Annotated in this window: 15 protein-coding genes; all 15 read right to left on the reverse strand. The window is 63.5% G+C overall.

Features of this window, described 5'->3' with window-relative positions:
- Positions 1 to 5: 5 nt before the first annotated feature.
- On the reverse strand, positions 6 to 947 hold the full coding sequence (locus tag VC352_RS11015) for an OmpA family protein (protein ID WP_322979598.1): 942 nt from the start codon (positions 945 to 947) through the stop codon (positions 6 to 8).
- Positions 944 to 1,816: a flagellar motor stator protein MotA gene (motA, locus tag VC352_RS11020; protein WP_322979599.1), complete on the reverse strand. Its 873-nt coding sequence runs from the start codon at positions 1,814 to 1,816 to the stop codon at positions 944 to 946. The genes VC352_RS11015 and motA overlap by 4 nt, the downstream gene beginning before the upstream one ends.
- A 1-nt stretch (position 1,817) precedes the next feature.
- Complete coding sequence (locus VC352_RS11025; protein ID WP_322979600.1) at positions 1,818 to 2,552, reverse strand: FliA/WhiG family RNA polymerase sigma factor; 735 nt, start codon at positions 2,550 to 2,552, stop codon at positions 1,818 to 1,820.
- 44 nt (positions 2,553 to 2,596) lie between these two features.
- Positions 2,597 to 3,067: a flagellar basal body-associated FliL family protein gene (locus VC352_RS11030; RefSeq protein ID WP_322979601.1), complete on the reverse strand. Its 471-nt coding sequence runs from the start codon at positions 3,065 to 3,067 to the stop codon at positions 2,597 to 2,599.
- Between the two features lie 26 nt (positions 3,068 to 3,093).
- Positions 3,094 to 4,179: a flagellar hook-length control protein FliK gene (locus VC352_RS11035; RefSeq protein WP_322979602.1), complete on the reverse strand. Its 1,086-nt coding sequence runs from the start codon at positions 4,177 to 4,179 to the stop codon at positions 3,094 to 3,096.
- A gap of 12 nt (positions 4,180 to 4,191) precedes the next feature.
- Positions 4,192 to 4,509, reverse strand: a complete 318-nt coding sequence (locus VC352_RS11040) for a hypothetical protein (protein WP_322979603.1) — start codon at positions 4,507 to 4,509, stop codon at positions 4,192 to 4,194.
- Positions 4,493 to 4,891: a flagellar export chaperone FliS gene (gene fliS / locus VC352_RS11045; protein ID WP_322979604.1), complete on the reverse strand. Its 399-nt coding sequence runs from the start codon at positions 4,889 to 4,891 to the stop codon at positions 4,493 to 4,495. The genes VC352_RS11040 and fliS overlap by 17 nt, the downstream gene beginning before the upstream one ends.
- On the reverse strand, positions 4,891 to 6,186 hold the full coding sequence (fliD, locus tag VC352_RS11050; RefSeq protein WP_322979605.1) for a flagellar filament capping protein FliD: 1,296 nt from the start codon (positions 6,184 to 6,186) through the stop codon (positions 4,891 to 4,893). Before fliD ends, fliS begins: the two co-directional genes overlap by 1 nt.
- 238 nt (positions 6,187 to 6,424) lie before the next feature.
- Positions 6,425 to 7,321, reverse strand: a complete 897-nt coding sequence (locus tag VC352_RS11055; RefSeq protein ID WP_322979606.1) for a peptidoglycan DD-metalloendopeptidase family protein — start codon at positions 7,319 to 7,321, stop codon at positions 6,425 to 6,427.
- 148 nt (positions 7,322 to 7,469) lie between these two features.
- Complete coding sequence (locus VC352_RS11060) at positions 7,470 to 8,384, reverse strand: response regulator (protein ID WP_322979607.1); 915 nt, start codon at positions 8,382 to 8,384, stop codon at positions 7,470 to 7,472.
- Positions 8,385 to 8,518: 134 nt separating this feature from the next.
- Positions 8,519 to 9,244 (reverse strand): phosphate signaling complex protein PhoU, encoded by a 726-nt coding sequence (phoU, locus tag VC352_RS11065; RefSeq protein WP_322979608.1) that lies wholly within the window; start codon positions 9,242 to 9,244, stop codon positions 8,519 to 8,521.
- Positions 9,245 to 9,359: 115 nt separating this feature from the next.
- Complete coding sequence (pstB, locus tag VC352_RS11070; RefSeq protein ID WP_322979609.1) at positions 9,360 to 10,193, reverse strand: phosphate ABC transporter ATP-binding protein PstB; 834 nt, start codon at positions 10,191 to 10,193, stop codon at positions 9,360 to 9,362.
- Between the two features lie 89 nt (positions 10,194 to 10,282).
- The gene (gene pstA, locus VC352_RS11075; RefSeq protein ID WP_322979610.1) at positions 10,283 to 11,965 is read right to left on the reverse strand and encodes a phosphate ABC transporter permease PstA; all 1,683 of its coding nucleotides are present in this window, start codon (positions 11,963 to 11,965) and stop codon (positions 10,283 to 10,285) included.
- A 16-nt stretch (positions 11,966 to 11,981) separates the two neighbouring features.
- A complete protein-coding gene (locus tag VC352_RS11080) occupies positions 11,982 to 14,261 on the reverse strand; it encodes an ABC transporter permease subunit (RefSeq protein WP_322979611.1) in 2,280 nt (759 codons plus the stop codon).
- A gap of 176 nt (positions 14,262 to 14,437) precedes the next feature.
- Positions 14,438 to 15,406: a phosphate ABC transporter substrate-binding protein PstS gene (locus tag VC352_RS11085; protein WP_322979612.1), complete on the reverse strand. Its 969-nt coding sequence runs from the start codon at positions 15,404 to 15,406 to the stop codon at positions 14,438 to 14,440.
- Positions 15,407 to 15,826: the final 420 nt, after the last annotated feature.

Consider the following 15,826-nt stretch of genomic DNA (forward strand, 5'->3'; position numbering starts at 1 on the left):
CGCCGTCAGCCCTCCGGCGCGCTGAAGCGCGCGCCTTTTTCGCGATACTCGACACGCGCCTGCTGCTCGCCGAACAGCTGCCGATAGAGCCCCTCGGCCCGCGTGGTCAGCAGCAGCAGCTCGATGCGGCGATTAGCGCCATTTTGCGTATCGTTCGGTAGCAGCGGCATGCCGTCGGCCTGGGCCGTGACCTGCAGCACCGAAGTACCCGGCAGCCCGCCGTCGACCAGCACGTTGCGCGCGCGCAGGGCACGGTCGCCGGACAGGTTCCAGTTGTTGTAACCGCCGACGATACCTCGGTAGGGCGTGGAGTCGGTGTGGCCACTGATGATCAGGTGGTTATCGACCTTGGCCAGAATGCCGGCCAGGCGCTTGAGGAGGATCTCGAACTGCGGATCGAGCTGCGAGCTGCCACGGTTGAACATGAAACGCTTCTGGTCATCCTTGATCAGGATGCGCAGGCCCTGTGGCACGACCTTGATCTCGACATTGGCCTCGGCGTCCAGTTGCAGCGCCAGTTCCTGCATCAGCTTGGCCAGCTCCTGCATCTGCTCCGGGTCGTCATAGTGCGGCCGGCGCGGTGCACCTGGTGTCGCATCGTCCATGCTCGCGCCGGGGTCTTCGTCTGGCGTGCGCGCCTGGTTCTCGCGATCCTGGCGCGGGCTGACCTGCACCGGCACGCCATCGAGATCCAGCGGCGTGGTGCTGTTGCCGTCGAAGACACCAGCACCGCCGTCGACCAGCGGGTTGTTCATCATGTCGGCATTGGCGCGGCTGGCTTCCTGGGTTTGCGGCTGAATGATCCACAGCACCATGAACAGCGCCATCATGGCCATGGTGAAGTCGGCGAAGGCTACCTTCCAGGCACCACCATGCTCGTCGTGGCCGCCCTTCTTGCTGCGCCGCTTGACGATGATCTCGTGTTCTTCGCCGCCACGCTTCTTCATGCCGCGTCCCTTTCATCCTCGTAGCGGTTGACCCAGATCTCCAGCTGCTTGAAGGCCGGCTTGACGTCCTGCTCGATCAGCTTGCGCCCGGCGTCCACCGCCAGCAGCGTCGGCTTGCCGGCGACGTGGGCGACCAGGGTGGTGCGCACGCATTCGAGCGCCGACATCTCGGTCTTGATGCGTTGGCCCATGGCGCTCGACAGCGGATCCATCACGCAGTAGCACATGAAGATGCCGAGGAAGGTGCCCACCAGCGCCGCGGCCACGTGGGCGCCGATCTCGGCCACCGAGCCACCGATGTTGCCCATGGTGATGACGATGCCGAGGATCGCCGCGAGGATGCCGAAGCCGGGCATGGCCTCACCGATCTTGTGCAGCGAGCGCGACGGCTGCAGCAGCACGTGCTCCATGGCCTCCAGTTCCTGCTCGAGGAAGCCTTCGAGTTCGTGCGCGCTGATCTTGCCCATGGCCATCAGGCGGAAGTTGTCGGCGATGAAGGCCATCAGGTTCTTTTCCTGACGGATCAAGGGGTACTTGGCGAACAGGTCGCTCTGCTCGGGCTCCTCGATGTGCGCATCGAGCACCTTGAGGCCGCCGACCTCGACCATTTCCAGCAGCTCGTAGAGCAGCATCAGCAACTGGCGCTGGAATTCCTCGCCACGCTTCTTGTAGACGAACACGTCCTTGATCTGGTGCAGCATTTCCATCAGCACGTCCTTGGGGTTGGCCACCACCAGGGCGCCCAGACCGGCACCAAGGATGATGATCACCTCGGCCGGCTGCCAGAGCATGGCCAATTGGCCGTGCGCCATGATGTAGCCGCCCAGCACGCAGGCGACGATGATCAATGCACCGAGTAACTTCTGCACCCTAGCCTCTCTCGTTCAGGTAGCGGCTGGCCTTGGCGATCGCCTGCTTGCTCAGTTGGCAGACGCGCGCGTCGCTCAACTCCAGCACCAGGGCGATTTCCTTGAGGCTCAGCTCGTGTTGGTAGTAAAGGGTCAGCACCAGTTGTTCGCGCTCACTGAGCTGGCTCAGGGCCTGCGCCAGCAGGCGTTCCTTGAGCACACGCTCCTCGACGGCGCTGCCCCCTTCGATAAAGGCCTCGTGACCGTTTTGCAGCAACTCGTCGAGGCTCTCGATGGCCTCGCAGGCATCGGCCTGGAGGAAATCCTGATAATCCTTGGCACTCATGCCGGTGGCCGCGAGGATTTCCTCGTCCTGCGGCATGCGCCCGAGCTGGCGCGTCAGTTGGCGGATGGCATCCCGCATCTTGTGCGTCTGCTGACGCACCTGGCGCGGTCGCCAGTCCTGGCGGCGCAGCTCGTCGAGAATCGCACCGCGCACGCGCAGCGCGGCGAAACGGCCGAACTGCTCGTCCGGCGTGCCGTAGCGACGCAGGCTGTCGAGCAAGCCCATCAGGCCGATCTGCTCCATGTCCTCGCGGTCGAGCACCTGGTTGGCCTGCAGCGACAGCTGGCGGACGATGCGCTTGACCAGCGGCAGGTACTGCAGCAACCACTTCTGCTCGGCGCCAGGGGCGAACAGGGCCGCACCGCCCTGTTCGGCGGCGTAGCGGTAGTCGATGGCGCAGGTGGCGTTCATGGTTAAGGTCTGCTCCGGTTTCGGCATCGCCGCGTGGCGGCGCGCTACTGGACGATCAGCTTGCTGACCAGCACGTTGGCAAAGGGAATCGCCAGCTTCTTGCTGGCGAAGTCGTCGAACAGCGCGCGCTCCAGGGTGCTTTGCAATTCCGGGATGGGCATCGCGCGCAGTTGCTCGAAGGTCATCGCCGAGAGGTGAGCGACCACCGAGTTACGCACCATCGGGTCGATCTGCTCGAGCTTCTTCGGATCCGCTTCGATGTCGGTCTGCAGCACCAGATCGAGGACGAAGTAATGCTCGCGGGTCTGCCCCTTGAGGCTGACGATGACCTTCTCGATGGGGAAGAACTGATACTCGACCTTCTCGCCTTCGCCTTCAGCTTCGGCAGGTGCCGCACCGGTCGCGCTCTGGCCGGACTGCAGAGCCTTGATCTGGGTGTAATTGAAAACCGTGCTACCGATCACCACCAGGGTGTTGAGGATAACCAGCAGGAGGAGGATCCGCGGCGCTGTCATAACTACTCTCGATTCACTTGCAAGGATTAGACGGTGACCAGCACATCGCGGGTCGACTCCGTGGTGTTGCGCTCGTTTTCGCTCGGCAGGATGCTGGCTGCCGCCACCTGTTCATCGGCGGCCCAGGCCTGGCGCGGCGTCTGGCCCTGCTGACGACCACCCTGGGCGTCGGCAGAGACCTGCACGTTGACCTGCACGAAGTTCTGCCCGACCAGTTCCTGGCGCAAACGCTCGCTGGTCTGCTGCAGCAGCCTGGCAACGTCACCGTTGGCCGCCGACAGGTGCACGCTGAGACGACCGGATTCGTGGCTCAGGTAAATCTCCAGACTGCCCAGTTCAGGCGGGTCGAGACGGATGGTGGCGTTCTGGATGCGCTGGTTGATCTGCAGGTCGACATGCTCGCGCAGGCTTTGCAGCATCTGCTCGCCCCACTGTGCCGGGGCACCGTGCAGACGCAGGGCGCGCTCGCCGGTCACCGCCTGCGAGGCGGGTGCGGGTGGATTGCTGGTGGTCGGCGTGCTGCCGTCGGCGTCCTGGTGGGTGGCACTGCTGCGTTCCAGCAGGCTGAAATCCAGGGCCGTATCGCCGGCCTCGCTCAGCTCCGTCGGCAGTACCACGCTCTTGTCGTGTACCGGTAGGGCCAGCGCCGGCACAGATACGGCGTTGGCGACGCCCGGCAGCACCACCCGAGACTTCGGCACAGGTTCATTGGCCGCTGCCGGCAGCGGCTCGGCCTGGCGTTGCAGCACCGGCGCCTGCGGATTCACCACAGGCTCGGCGTCGAGTGGCTCAGGCGCCTGCTCCTCGCTATCCCGCACGGCGACCTCTGGCTGGCCTTCGCGCGCCTCCACCTGCACCTGCTGTTGATCCAGCATGCCCTGCAGCCACTGCTCGACATTCGGCTCGGCTGCAATCTCGGCAACCTCAGCCTCTGCGGCCGGAGCACTCAGCGCATGCACCGTGATCGCCTGCGCCTCTGGCGTACTGGCCAGTTGCAGGTCGAATACCGGCAGCACGCCCTCGCCGCTGGCCGTCTGGGCCTGCGCAAAACCGGCCGGCAAGGTCTCGCCACCGGCTGCACCGGACGTGCTCTGCGCACTGCTGGGGATCATCTGCAACACCTGTTAACTCCCACCCTGGAACAGATCGACGTGCATGTAGGCACTGCGCCCTTCGGCGTATTCAAGATGCGTCAGGAGTATCCGCCGCACCCGTTCGCATTCTTCGGCACAGGCGCTTAGCGCCTGGCTGTGCAACTGCTGCAGCCTGTGCTTGGCCGCACGCACCTCGGCGGAGAGCGACGGCAGGCCGGTCAGCAACTGCAGGCAGGCACGGATCACCGAATCGATCTCGGCGATACGTGTCCAGTCGCCCTGGCGCAGTGCTTCGTCCAACTGCTCATGCAACTGCTCCAGGGCGCGCAATTCACTTGCGCGCTGCATTCACGCCTTCCCAGCCCTCGCGCAGCACGCCGACCAGGCCGACGACTTCGTCGAGACCTTCCAGCGAGAGGGTCACGCTGACGTCCGAGAGGCGATAGATGCAGTAGTCATAGAGACGCGCCAGGCCCTGCACCACCTCGCCACCGTTCTCGTAATCGAGCGCGCCGTTGAGACCACCGAGGATGTTCAGGCACTTCTCCAGCGACTGCCCCTTCTGCTGGTAGCGCTTGGCTTCGATATGGCCACGGGCGCGCGCCAGCTCGTCGAGCAGACCGTCGAACAGCACCAGCACCAGCTCGTAGGGCGAGGCGGCGGCAGCGCGCGCCTCGAGGTCGACGGTGCGGTAGTTGTCGTAGCTTTCGTTGAAGGTATAGGCGCTCATCAGAACATTCCGGATGTCTGTTCCATCGCCGCCATGGTCTGCATCAGGCTGGTGTACTGGCGGAGATAGCGGTTGTAGTAGGAGTCGTATTGCTTCTGGATGGTGTCGAGCTGCTCGTCGACACGGCGCAGCTGGTTGTTGAGGTTGTCCTTGCGGTCGGTGAGCAGGCCACCGGCGCTGCTGGTGTAGGCCGCCAGGTTCTTGTCCAGGGTTTCGAGCAGGTTGCCCTTGCCGCTGAACAGCTTGTCGAAGCCTTCGGGGTTGGCCGCGATGGCCTTCTCGAAGCGTGCGGCATCGAGCGTGAGCTTGCCGTTGCGATCGGCGGCGATGCCGTATTCGATCAGGCTGACGCCACCGAACGAGGTACGAATCATCTGGTTGAGCATGCCTTCGATGGCACGCACGCTGGCATCACCGGCCAGGGCTGCACGGGTGCCGTTTTCGCCACCGCTGGCGGTCAGCGAGTCGAAGCTGCTCATCAGGGTGTTGAAGGCGGTGATGAAGGACTGCGCCTTTTCCTTGGTGGCCTTCTGATCCTGGGCAATGTCGACGCTGATCGGGGCGTCGCCACTCTGCTGAGCCTTGCTGAAAGTCAGGCTGACGCCGTCGATGACGTTGTCGAAGGTGTTGCTGCTGCTGCGCAATTCGATGCCAGCCTCGCCGCCCAGACGCACGATGGCGTCCTTGGCCACGGACAGTTCGCGCTTGTTGGCCACCGCGTTCTGCACCGCGGCATTGCCGCTGGCGGACAGGCTGATGGCCTGATCGGCACCGGTCTTTTCACTGGTCAGCACCAGATTGACCTGGCCGTTGCTGCGCACCAGCGTCGCCTTGACCCCGGTGTTGTCAGCCGCGCCGTTGATGGCGGCGGCCACCTGGTCGAGCGTGCTGGTGGCGCTGAGGTCGATGGTGAACGAGTCGCTGCCCTGACCGAGGGTCAGGCTACCGCTGCCCAGATCCGAATCCTGCAGGCCTTCGAGCGCCAGCTGGCTCTTGCTGGCAAGCTGCTCGACGAAGAAGTCGTAGCTGCCGCTGACCGCCTTGCTGCTGACCGTCGCGGTGGCATAACCCTCCTGGCTGAACGTGGCGCTGTTGATCAGCATGCTGCTGCCAGCGCTCTTCAGGCCACTGGCGCTGGACTTGAACGCCTTCAGCGCCGTGTCCAGCGTGGTCAAGGCGTTGAGCTGGGCCTTATAAGCGGCCTGGTTGCGATCGGCCTTGGCCAGTTGGCCCTGTACTTCATATTGGGCCAGCTGGGTCGCCATGCTCTGTACGTAGTCTGTATCGATAGCCATAGTCGGACACCCGTTTTCCTGTGAGATAGCAATAGCGGTGCCAACAGCTGAAACCCTTGATTCACAAGGGTTTGGCCTTGGCAGTCGGTGAAAAATCATTTCCGCCCGCACGGCAGCGGAAGACGAGCGGAAAGACACCTTCCGCCCGTGCGGCGCGCACGACGGAGGTGCCCTTTACACAGGCGACATTCGGATCGAGGGGCTTAAGTCGGGGAGACGCGATTGAACGGCGGCGGGGCTATTCGCCGCCGACGGCGAAATTGGGCAGGCTGTCCACCGGCTGGCGGAAGTTGAACGGGATGGACTCGACGGCCAGGCCGACATTGCGCTGCACCACGAAGTGCAGATGCGGGCCGGTGCTGTTGCCGGTGTTGCCGGAGCGTGCGAGCAGGGTGCCGGTCTCCACGCGCTGGCCCTCCTTGACACTGACCGAGCCGCGCATCAGGTGCAGGTAGACACCCATGGTGCCGTCGTCATGCAGGATGCGCACGAAGTTGCCGGCCGGGTTGTTGCCACGCCCGCTCTGCTGGCCCTCGGTCTTGACCACCACACCGCCGCGCGCGGCGACGATGGGCGTGCCCTCGGGCATGGCGATGTCGACCGCGTAGCGGCCCTTGGGTGTGAAGTGGCTGTAGGTGCCGTTGGCACCCTGGGTCAGGCGGAAGGGCCCGCCACGCCAGGGCAGCGGATAACGATGAATGCTCGGCTGCAGGCGCGGATCACCCAGCGCGTAGCGCAGCTTGGGCTTGTAGCGCAGGGGCTTGGATGGGTCTTCGGCGGTCAGCGTGGCGAGGCGGATGTGGCTGCGCGGCGGCAGCACCCAGCGAATCGGCTTGTCCGGTGCGCCGACGGCGTTCTGCACCTGCTCCAGCTTCAACTCGACTTCCACGGGGGCGAACAGGTCGTTGCGCACCAGCAAGGTCTCACCGGCCTCGTGCTTCTTGGTTTCCAGCTTCACCTGGGTATCGAGGCGCTCGACCATGCGGTCGTTGAACACGAACACCTGCGCGCCGGGCGCGGCCTGGTCGCTATAGGTGACCACGCCGTTCTTGTCGACGTACTTGTAGATGGTCAGGGCAGCCACCTGGCCGCTCAGGGCCAGCAGACTGCAGAGAAGAATCAGACGCCCTAGCATGACTACTCGGATCGAATGGCTTTTTGATATCCGGGTTGGAAAGACTAGCAGCGCTGAAGGGCTGGCGCGAGCTACCGACCGTCAGGCTGTGAACCGGCTCACCGCCATGGCCCAGCCTGATGCGAAGGAGCGCCGGATTGCGTCCGAGCTACGCGCCGGGGACGAAATGCTTCTGCGCCGTGCCGCGCGCGATCAGACGCGACAGGTAATCGAGCTTCTGCGGGTCACGGTCGACGAAGCGGAAGGTCAGTTGCAGCCACTCGCTGTCGGGCTTGGGCTCATGGGCCACCACCGCATGCAGGTAACCGTTGAGGCGCGCCGTTTCCGCCGCCTCGCCCTGCTCCAGATCGAGCACGGCGCTTTCCAGTACCTGCGGCAGCAACTCGACGCGCTTGACCAGCAGCAGTGCCTCCTTGAGGCTCAGCGCCTTGATCACGCAGGGCATGCTGCCGCCGGGCAGGCGCAACTGGCCCTGACCACGGCCACTCGGCGCCGCGGACGCCTTGGCCGCAGGCGCTGCCGGCTTGGCGAACACGGCGGCGGCATCCGCGCTGGCGGCAGGCTTGGCAGTCGATTTGACCACCTCGGCCTTGCCACCGGTCAAGGCGGCCAGGGAATCATTGGCCAGCGCGCCGCTGCCGAGCATCTTGGGCGCGGCACCGGAAACCAGCGCCTGCAGCTTGCCAGCGCGGCTCATGGCCTTCTTCACCTTGGTGACCAGTTGCTCGTTGGAGAAGGGCTTGCCGATGAAGTCGGAGACCCCGGCCTGAATGGCCTGCACCACGTTTTCCTTGTCGCCACGGCTGGTCACCATGATGAACGGAACGCCCTTGAGGCTTTCCTGCTCACGGCACCAGGTCAGCAGTTCGAGACCAGACATCTCCGGCATTTCCCAATCACACAGGATCAGGTCGACCGCCTGGCGCGTCAGCATCTGCTGGGCCTTGCGACCGTTGATTGCCTCTTCGATCTGTACGCCGGGAAAGTTGTCGCGCAACCCCTTCTTGACCAGATCTCGAATGAAGGTCGCGTCGTCCACTACCAGCACACTGACTTTGCTCATCGGCTACTCCTGTATCAATGACGCTAAGCATAGTCATGGCCAGTCGCCAAAGGCCAACGGAAAACGTCGGACAACATGCAAATCGCGTAAACGAAACGGCCCGCATAGGCGGGCCGTTTGTTCAGCGCCAGGTATCAGGCCCCTGGCTTGCCCTCGACCTCTTCACGCATGCGGGTCAGGCCCAGGTGACGAACGTCGGTGCCGCGCACCAGGTAGATCACCAGTTCGGCGATGTTGCGCGCATGATCGCCAATCCGCTCCAGCGAACGCAGCACCCAGATCACGTTGATTACGCGGGAGATCGAGCGCGGGTCTTCCATCATGTAGGTGACCAGTTCGCGCAGCGCGGTCTTGTACTCGCGGTCGACGGTCTTGTCGTGCTGAGCCACGGCCAGGGCCAGTTCGGCATCGAAGCGGGCGAAGGCGTCCAGCGCATCGCGCACCATCTTGCGCACCTGGTCGCCGATATGACGAATCTCCACGTAGCCTTTCGGCGCCTCGCCTTCTTCGCTGAGCTGGATGGCGCGCTTGGCGATCTTGGTGGACTCGTCGCCGATGCGTTCGAGGTCGATCACCGACTTGGAGATGCTGATGATCAGACGCAGGTCGGAGGCTGCCGGCTGGCGACGGGCGAGGATGCGGATGCACTCCTCGTCGATGTTGCGCTCCATCTGGTTGATCTGATCATCGATCTCGCGCACCTGCTGGGCCAAACCTGAGTCGGCGTCGATCAGGGCGGTAACGGCGTCGTTGACCTGTTTTTCCACCAGGCCACCCATGGCCAGCAGGTGGCTGCGAACTTCCTCCAGCTCGGCGTTGAATTGCTGGGAGATGTGCTGGGTCAGGTTGTCTTTGTTCATGAAATTCGCTCCGCGAAAGCTTCAAGCGGCAAGCTCCAAGCTGCAAGCCGATCGGTGAAGTGTCTGGTTGCCGCGAGCTGGCTGGCAGCTTGCGGCGTGTAGCTTGCCGCTGCCCTCAACCGTAACGACCGGTGATGTAGTCTTCGGTCTGCTTCTTGGCCGGGTTGGTGAACAGCGTATCGGTGTCGCCGAACTCGATGAGTTTGCCCATGTACATGAACGCGGTGTAGTCGGAGACCCGCGCCGCCTGCTGCATGTTGTGGGTGACGATGACGATGGTGTACTTGGATTTCAATTCGTAGATCAGCTCTTCGACCTTCAGCGTGGAGATCGGATCGAGCGCCGAGCAGGGTTCGTCGAGCAGCAGCACTTCGGGCTGCACCGCCACGGTACGGGCGATCACCAGACGCTGCTGCTGACCGCCGGACAGGCCCAGTGCCGAGTCATGCAGGCGATCCTTCACTTCGTCCCACAGCGCCGCGCTCTTCAGGGCCCACTCGACGGTCTCGTCGAGCACACGCTTCTGGTTCACGCCCTGGATGCGCAGGCCGTAGACCACGTTCTCGTAGATGCTCTTGGGGAAGGGGTTGGGCTTCTGGAACACCATGCCGACGCGACGACGCAGTTCGGCGACGTCCACGCCCTTCTGGTAGATGTCCTGCCCGTCGAGGAGGATCTCGCCGTCGACGCGGCAGCCATCGACCAGGTCGTTCATGCGGTTGAAGGTACGCAGCAGGGTCGACTTGCCGCAGCCCGACGGGCCGATGAAGGCGGTGACGCGCTGCTTGGGAATGTTCATCGACACGTCGAATAGCGCCTGCTTGTCGCCGTAGAACAGGTTCAGGCCGGGCACTTCCAGGGCGACGGTCTCGTCGGCCAGTTTCAGGCCCTGCTTCTGGCGGCCAAGAGCGGCCATGTCGATACCGTGGGTGTGTACTTCGTGTTGCATAACAGTCTCCTTCGGAGGCCCTAGGCTTCAAGCGGCAGGCTGCAGGTCGGCTTGTGCCTGACGCCTGCAGCGTGCGGCCTGCAGCAGAATTAGTGATCCAGCGCCTTGTACTTCTCGCGCAGGTGGTTACGGATGAAGACGGCGCTCAGGTTGAGCAGGACGATCACCAGCACCAGCAGCAACGCGGTGGCGTACACCAGCGGGCGGGCGGCCTCGACGTTGGGGCTCTGGAAGCCGACGTCGTAGATGTGGAAGCCCAGGTGCATGATCTTCTGATCCAGGTGCAGATACGGGTAGTTGGCATCGACCGGCAGGCTCGGCGCCAGCTTGACCACGCCGACCAGCATCAGCGGCGCCACTTCGCCAGCGGCACGGGCCACGGCGAGGATCATGCCGGTCATCATCGCCGGGCTGGCCATCGGCAGCACCACTTTCCACAGCGTCTCGGCCTTGGTTGCCCCGAGCGCCAGCGAACCTTCGCGCAGGGCGCGGGGGATACGTGCCAGACCTTCCTCGGTGGCGACGATCACCACCGGCACGGCGAGGATCGCCAGGGTCAACGAAGCCCACAGCAAGCCTGGCGTGCCGAAGGTCGGCGCCGGCGCCGCTTCGGGGAAGAACAGGCGGTCGATCGAGCCACCCAGCACGTAAACGAAGAAGCCCAGGCCGAACACGCCGTAGACGATGGCCGGAACGCCCGCCAGGTTGTTCACGGCGATACGGATGATGCGCGTCAGGGTGCCCTGCTTGGCGTACTCACGCAGGTAGATGGCCGCCAGCACGCCGAACGGGGTGACGATCACGGCCATGATCAGGGTCATCATCACGGTGCCGAAGATGGCCGGGAAGATGCCGCCCTCGGTGTTGGCCTCGCGTGGCTCGTCGCTGACGAACTCCCACAGTTTGGCGAAATAGAAGCCGAGCTTGGCGCCGGTGCCCATGGCATTGGGCTGGTAGGCCCGCACCACCTTGCTCAGGGCGATGTCCTGCTCACGACCATCGACGGTCTTGACCCGGATGCTGTCGCGCGCCAGTTGCTGGTTGAGGTCGACCAGTTGGCCTTCGAGCACCTTGTACTGCGCATCGAGTTCGGCACGACGGGCGTCCATGTCGGCCTGTGCGGCGGCGTCCAGCTTACCGCCCAATTCCAGTCGGCGCGCCTGCAGGCGCAGCTGTTCGAGACCGTGGTTGATGCTGCCGATATCGCTCTTCTGCAACGCGGCCAGCTTGCTCTGCAGGCCATCGACACGGGCGATGCGCTGCTGCAGCTCGGCCCAGGCGGCATCGCCCTGGGCCACCACCTGGCCGCTTTCCTTGACCTCGAGCAGGTAGCCGTAGAAGTTGCCCCACTCACGGCGCTCGAGCACCAGCAGCGCCTGCGGCGTGCGCAGATCCTTCATCCACTCGGCGACGACCCAGCTGAAGTCGGCACCGTAGACTTCGCGGTTACCCACCTTGAACAACTCACGGGTAAGGAACTCGCCGCCGTTGACGTCCACCGGCAGGCCGGCATCGGCCAGACGCGCACGCGGCACCAGCTCTTCCTGCACCAGCTCGCCCGCCATCACGCGCGGCGCTTCGCCCGGCACCTGATACGTGGCTTCGATCACGTCGGCCGGCCAGAAGTGAGCGAGGCCGCGCACGGCGATCACGGCGAGCAGGCCGATGGTGACGATCACCGCGATCGACACGCCGCTGGCGGTCATCCACACCCAGGGCGAGCCACCCTTGAACCAGGTGGCGAAGTTTTGCTCTTTGCTTTTCAAGGACATCTGTCTTCCCCAGTTCTCAGAGCGACGCGTATTTCTTGCGCAGACGGTTACGGATCAGCTCCGCCAAGGTATTCATCACGAAGGTGAAGCTCAGCAGCACCAGCGCGGAGAGGAACAGCACGCGGTAGTGGGTGCTGCCCACCTCGGACTCGGGCATTTCCACCGCGACGTTGGCGGCCAGCGTGCGCAGACCCTCGAAGATGTTCATGTCCATGATCGGCGTGTTGCCGGTGGCCATCAGCACGATCATGGTCTCGCCGACGGCGCGGCCCAGGCCGATCATCAGCGCCGAGAAGATGCCCGGGCTGGCGGTGAGGATCACCACACGGGTCAGGGTCTGCCAGGGCGTGGCACCGAGGGCCAGGGAGCCGAAGGTCAGGCTCTTGGGTACGCTGAACACGGCGTCTTCGGCGATCGAGTAGATGTTCGGGATCACCGCGAAGCCCATGGCCAGGCCGACCACCAGAGCGTTGCGCTGGTCGAAGTTGATGCCCAGTTCGTGGTTGATCCAGTGGCGCATGTCGCCGCCGAAGAACCAGTTCTCCAGGTGACCGCTCATGCCCAGCGAACCGGTACCGACCAGCAGGATCACCGGGATCAACAGCGCGGCTTCCCAGCCATCCGGGATGATCAGGCGGATGCGCTCCGGCAGGCGGCTCCAGCCATAGGCGGCCAGCAGCACGCCGACCGGGGTCAGCAACAGCAGGCTGAAGATGCCCGGCAGATGGCCTTCGACGTAGGGTGCCAGGAACAGGCCGGCGAAGAAGCCGAGGATCACCGTCGGCAGCGCTTCCATCAGCTCGATCACCGGCTTGACCTTGCGGCGCATGGCCGGGGCCATGAAGTAGGCGGTGTAGATCGCCGCGCAAATAGCCAGCGGGGCGGCCAGGAGCATGGCGTAGAAGGCGGCTTTCAGCGTGCCGAAGGTCAGCGGCGCCAGGCTCAGCTTGGGCTCGAAGTCGCCGTTGGCCGAAGTCGACTGCCAGACCTGCTTGGGCTCGTCATAGCTCTCGTACCAGACCTTGCCCCACAGCGCGCTCCAGGAGATTTCCGGGTGCGGGTTGTCGATGTAGAAGCGCTGCAGCTTGCCGTCCGACTCCACCAGCAGGCGGTTGGCACGCGGCGACAGAGCGCCGATGCTGGCGCCGTCGGCGATCTTCTCGGTCAGCAGGGTGCGGTGTGCGGTGCTGTGGAAGATGCCCATGCGGCCCTCGGCATCCAGCGCAATGAAGCCCTTGCGGCGCTCTTCGGGGATGATCTGGGTAATCGCGGCGTTGCCCAGCTTGAAGTCACGGATGCGGGTCAGCACGGACTTGCCGTCGGCGTCGCGCACCATGAACCACTGGGCGATGCCGCCTCGAGTGTCACCGATCATCAGCGAGATACCGCCGAGCAACGGATTGACCGTGCTCACTTCGGCGTCGCCCTGCAGCAGCGTGTAGCGGCCATTGAGCGACTTGCTGCGCAGGTCGAAGACATCGACCGTGGCCTTGCCGTTGACCACGAACAGCCACTGCTGACGCGGGTCGATGACCATGGCCTTGATCGGCTCGGCGATCTGCGGCAGATCGATGCGCGTTTCCTCGAGCGTGACCTCATCGGTCATCATGTTCTCTTCGCGGCTGATGTTCAGCAGTTGCAGTTCGGCGCCGACCGAGCCGCTGAGCATCAGGCTTTCGCCGTTCTCGCTCATAGCCACGTGTTCGATGGCACGCCCTTGGCTGTCGAGGCTGATCGGCGCCTCGCCGAAGGGGTACTGGATCTGCGGCTCGATGGTCTTGACGTTGTTCGGGTAGGTCACCTTGTAGGCAACCTGGAACACCAGCACCTGACCGTTGGACAGGCCCAGTACGGCACGATGGCTACCGGGTTGATCCTCGGCATGGGAGACGATGCTGACGCCTGCCGGCAACTGGATCTGCATGGCCTTGAGCGCCGCACCATCCTTGAGCATGAAGAACTGCACCTGGCCGCTGCGCGACAGGCGCATGGCGACCTTGTTCTGCTCTTCGAGCGCCAGCATCAGCGGCTCGCCCTGCTCGGCCAGCCAGGCCGGCTGCTGAACCTTGCGCGCCTCCATGTCGGCACCGGCGAACATCGGCGCCACGACGTAGGCGAGGTAGAAGAAGATCAGGGTGATGCAGGCCAGTACGGCCAGACCACCAATGGAAACGTACCAGCGCGCGGCGCGATCCTTGAGCGCACGAATCCGGCGCTTGCGTTTCAGGACGGGGGTATCGAAGTCGATCCGGTGGCTATCGGAAGCGCTCATGCGGTTATTGGCCAGGTCATTCATGAGGAGGTCTCGGGCACGGCGGACATCGCCCGCACATTGTGAGGTGCTTCACTCTATCGGGCTTGTATGACAGAAAAATTACAGCGCAGTGACGCGACAACGCCCACGACTCACAGGAGTCGCGGGCGTGTCGTACAGGGCGCATGACATCGCTGCCAGCGCCCTGCCGGGCTGAATTACAGGCCCAGTTCTTTCTTGGTCTTCTCGACCACTTTCGACGGCAGCGGGATGTAGCCATCCTTGACCACGATTTCCTGGCCTTGCTTGGACAGCACCATCTTCACGAACTCGGCCTCCAGCGGATCCAGCGGCTTGTTCGGCGCCTTGTTGACGTAGACGTAGAGGAAGCGCGACAGCGGGTACTTGCCGGACAGGGCGTTGGCTTCGGTAGCCTCTTCGACCTCACCCTTCTTGTTCACCAGGGCAACGGCGCGAACGCTGGCAGTGCGGTAACCGATACCCGAGTAACCGATGGCGTTGACGGTGCTGGAGATCGACTGCACCACGGAAGCCGAACCCGGCTGCTCGTTGACGTTGGAGCGGAAGTCACCTTTGCACAGGGCTTCTTCCTTGAAGTAACCGTAGGTGCCGGATACCGAGTTACGACCGAACAGCTGGATCGGCTTGGCCGCCCAGTCACCGGTCAGGCCAGCGTCGCCCCAGGTTTTGATTTCCTTGGCTTCACCGCACAGACGGGTGCTGGAGAAGATGGCATCGACCTGTTGCATGGTCAGCTGCTTGATCGGGTTGTCCTTGTGCACGAACACGGCCAGGGCGTCGATGGCGACCGGGATGGCGGTCGGCTTGTAGCCGTACTTCTCTTCGAAGGCCTGCAGCTCGTTGTCCTTCATCTTGCGGCTCATCGGGCCGAGGTTGGAGGTACCTTCGGTCAGAGCGGGTGGCGCGGTGGAGGAACCAGCGGCCTGAATCTGGATGTTCACGTTGGGGTAGAGCTTCTTGTAGTCCTCTGCCCACAGGGTCATCAGGTTGGCCAGGGTGTCGGAACCGACGCTGGACAGGTTACCCGATACACCGGAAGTCTTTTCATAGGTCGGCAGAGCCGGGTCGATGGCAGCCATTGCGGTTACGGCGCCTACGCCGGTAGCGGCGAACGTCAGGGCCGCCATCAAACGCTTCAGTTTCATGCCTTGCTCCTAGCAGGATTAGTGTTGGATGGAACGGGCCCAAGTATCAGCAGGCCTTGTGAACACTCTATGAAACCAATGTGACAGTTAGATGAACGTCGCTGGGTTTGTGGATGAGGTGGGTGGTGGTGGGTTGCTTGATGTAGGTTTGTAGGAAGCTTGAATGAAAAGCGCACCTTTCTTTGAGGGGCGGCTTGTTTGATACCGGGCTGGCAAGTTTGTAGGGATGTGCTGTTATTTTCGGTGTTTAGGCCGCTTATCGGTGTTCTGCTGATGGCTCCCGTTTCGCCTCCCGGCGACCTTCTTTTGTCAAACGCCACAAAAGAAGGCAAAAGGTCTTGGCGGTACGACTCACCCACATAGGTGACAAATCGGTTCAAGCACATGGGTAACAGTTTTTAACCTGGCAGAGGACTCCTC

It is taken from the genome of Pseudomonas sp. C11, assembly GCF_034683865.1.
Lineage (GTDB): Bacteria > Pseudomonadota > Gammaproteobacteria > Pseudomonadales > Pseudomonadaceae > Aquipseudomonas.

What these genes read in the sequence shown, in the direction of transcription:
- pstB (WP_322979609.1), bottom strand. Translation starts at nt 10,193, where the DNA reads ATGCAACACGAAGTACACACCCACGGTATCGACATGGCCGCTCTTGGC.
- VC352_RS11015 (WP_322979598.1), bottom strand. Translation starts at nt 947, where the DNA reads ATGAAGAAGCGTGGCGGCGAAGAACACGAGATCATCGTCAAGCGGCGC.
- VC352_RS11035 (WP_322979602.1), bottom strand. Translation starts at nt 4,179, where the DNA reads ATGATCCCCAGCAGTGCGCAGAGCACGTCCGGTGCAGCCGGTGGCGAG.
- phoU (WP_322979608.1), bottom strand. Translation starts at nt 9,244, where the DNA reads ATGAACAAAGACAACCTGACCCAGCACATCTCCCAGCAATTCAACGCC.
- VC352_RS11055 (WP_322979606.1), bottom strand. Translation starts at nt 7,321, where the DNA reads ATGCTAGGGCGTCTGATTCTTCTCTGCAGTCTGCTGGCCCTGAGCGGC.
- VC352_RS11085 (WP_322979612.1), bottom strand. Translation starts at nt 15,406, where the DNA reads ATGAAACTGAAGCGTTTGATGGCGGCCCTGACGTTCGCCGCTACCGGC.
- VC352_RS11030 (WP_322979601.1), bottom strand. Translation starts at nt 3,067, where the DNA reads ATGACAGCGCCGCGGATCCTCCTCCTGCTGGTTATCCTCAACACCCTG.
- VC352_RS11040 (WP_322979603.1), bottom strand. Translation starts at nt 4,509, where the DNA reads ATGCAGCGCGCAAGTGAATTGCGCGCCCTGGAGCAGTTGCATGAGCAG.
- fliD (WP_322979605.1), bottom strand. Translation starts at nt 6,186, where the DNA reads ATGGCTATCGATACAGACTACGTACAGAGCATGGCGACCCAGCTGGCC.
- fliS (WP_322979604.1), bottom strand. Translation starts at nt 4,891, where the DNA reads ATGAGCGCCTATACCTTCAACGAAAGCTACGACAACTACCGCACCGTC.
- VC352_RS11025 (WP_322979600.1), bottom strand. Translation starts at nt 2,552, where the DNA reads ATGAACGCCACCTGCGCCATCGACTACCGCTACGCCGCCGAACAGGGC.
- pstA (WP_322979610.1), bottom strand. Translation starts at nt 11,965, where the DNA reads ATGTCCTTGAAAAGCAAAGAGCAAAACTTCGCCACCTGGTTCAAGGGT.
- VC352_RS11080 (WP_322979611.1), bottom strand. Translation starts at nt 14,261, where the DNA reads ATGAATGACCTGGCCAATAACCGCATGAGCGCTTCCGATAGCCACCGG.
- VC352_RS11060 (WP_322979607.1), bottom strand. Translation starts at nt 8,384, where the DNA reads ATGAGCAAAGTCAGTGTGCTGGTAGTGGACGACGCGACCTTCATTCGA.